The 1,614-nt window shown below is 61.8% G+C and carries 2 protein-coding genes; both read left to right on the top strand.

The genetic code is table 11. The features are described from left to right. The first annotated feature begins 20 nt into the window (after window positions 1-20). Window positions 21-548, top strand: coding sequence for a sigma-70 family RNA polymerase sigma factor (locus DBR24_RS21270; RefSeq protein WP_128615734.1), 528 nt, complete (start codon window positions 21-23; stop codon window positions 546-548). After that, window positions 545-1,558 (top strand): ABC transporter substrate-binding protein, encoded by a 1,014-nt coding sequence (locus tag DBR24_RS21265; protein ID WP_128615733.1) that lies wholly within the window; start codon window positions 545-547, stop codon window positions 1,556-1,558. Before DBR24_RS21270 ends, DBR24_RS21265 begins: the two co-directional genes overlap by 4 nt. Window positions 1,559-1,614 lie beyond the last annotated feature (56 nt).

Genomic DNA, 1,614 nt, shown 5'->3' with positions numbered 1-1,614 from the left:
CCCCTCACCCAGGAGCCCCTATGTCCGGCGCCGATCTATCCCATCGCGACACCGTTGGCGGCCTGTTCCGCGCTCACTACCCCTGGCTGTGCACCTGGCTGCGCAGTCAACTGCACGACGCGGCGAGCGCCGAAGACCTCGCGGCGGAAACCTTCGCGCAGTTGCTTGAGGCCCCCGCACTCACCGCCATCCGCGAACCCCGCGCCTTGCTCACTACGATTGCGCAACGCCTGCTCTATCGGCATTGGCGCCGCGCTGATCTGGCGCGGCGCCATGTGCAGCAGGTCGATGTCGGGGTCGCCACTTCACCGGAAGAACTGACGCAACTGAGACAAACCCTGAGCCGTCTCGACCACAGCCTGCAGCGCTTGCCGGGCAAGGTTCGCTCGACCTTTCTGCTGGCGCGTGTCGATGGCCTGACCTACCCGCAAATCGCTGCCGAACTGGGCATCTCGCAACGTTCGGTCAGCGTCTACATAACCCGTTCGCAAGCACTGTGCGATCGCCACAGCGCCAACCAATCCCTACCCGACAAGAGGTCCGCATGAGATCAATCAAAACCCTGCTTGGCCGTTCGCTGCTGGCGCTGAGCCTGAGCATTGGCGCTGTTTCGGCTAGCGAGAAAACCGCGCCGATCCACTTCGGCGACATCACCTGGGAAAGTGGCAGTTTCATCACCGAAGTGCTGCGCCTGATCGTCGAAAAGGGCTATGGCTATCCGACCGACACGCTGCCCGGAAGCACCGTCAGCCTGGAGGCGGCGCTGGCGAAAAACGATATTCAGGTGATCGGCGAGGAGTGGGCCGGGCGCAGTCCAGCGTGGGTCAAGGCCGCCGCCGAGGGCAAGGTGTTTGGTCTGGGCGATACGGTCAAAGGCGCGACCGAAGGCTGGTGGGTGCCGGAATACGTGATCAAGGGTGATCCCGAGCGCGGGATCAAACCGTTGGCGCCGGAGCTGAAATCGGTGGCCGATCTGCCGCGTTACAAGGAGGTGTTCCGCGACCCCGAAGATCCGTCCCGCGGGCGCTTCCTCAACAGCCCGACCGGCTGGACCTCGGAGATCGTCAACAGCCAGAAACTCAAGGCCTACGCCCTGAACGACAGTTTCGTCAACTTTCGCACCGGCTCCGGCGCGGCGCTGGATGCCGAGGTCGCGTCGTCGATCAAACGCGGCAAACCGGTGCTGTTCTACTACTGGTCGCCGACCCCGCTGTTGGGGCGCTTCAAACTGGTAAAACTGGAAGAGCCGCCATTCGATGCCGAGGCCTGGAAAACCCTGGCCGATGCCAATAACCCGAATCCCAGGGGCAGCCGTTCGATGCCGGCCAGTCTTGCAATTGGCGTGTCGGCAGCGTTCAAGGCGCAGTATCCGGAACTGGTGACGTTCTTCGAGAAAGTCGACTTGCCGATTGATCTGCTAAACCAGACCCTGGCGGCCATGAGTGAAAAACGCCAACAGCCGAGAGTGGTGGCCGAGGCGTTCCTGCGTGATCAGCCGCAGGTGTGGAAGTCTTGGCTACCTGCGGATGTTGCTACCAAAGTGACTGGAAGTCTGTAAGTCATTTCTGTTGTTTCTGTAGTGCTTGTAATGGCCTCAGCACTGGCAAGCCAGAT

It is taken from the genome of Pseudomonas sp. HMWF006 (genome assembly GCF_003061205.1).
In the GTDB taxonomy this organism is placed as follows: domain Bacteria; phylum Pseudomonadota; class Gammaproteobacteria; order Pseudomonadales; family Pseudomonadaceae; genus Aquipseudomonas; species Aquipseudomonas monsensis.
Note: the sequence above shows the minus strand (reverse complement) of the source record. Positions and strands in the feature narration are given on the sequence as shown.

Bases quoted from the DNA above. Each gene is read 5' to 3' on its own strand.
- DBR24_RS21265 (WP_128615733.1), top strand. From the start codon at position 545: ATGAGATCAATCAAAACCCTGCTTGGCCGTTCGCTGCTGGCGCTGAGC.
- DBR24_RS21270 (WP_128615734.1), top strand. From the start codon at position 21: ATGTCCGGCGCCGATCTATCCCATCGCGACACCGTTGGCGGCCTGTTC.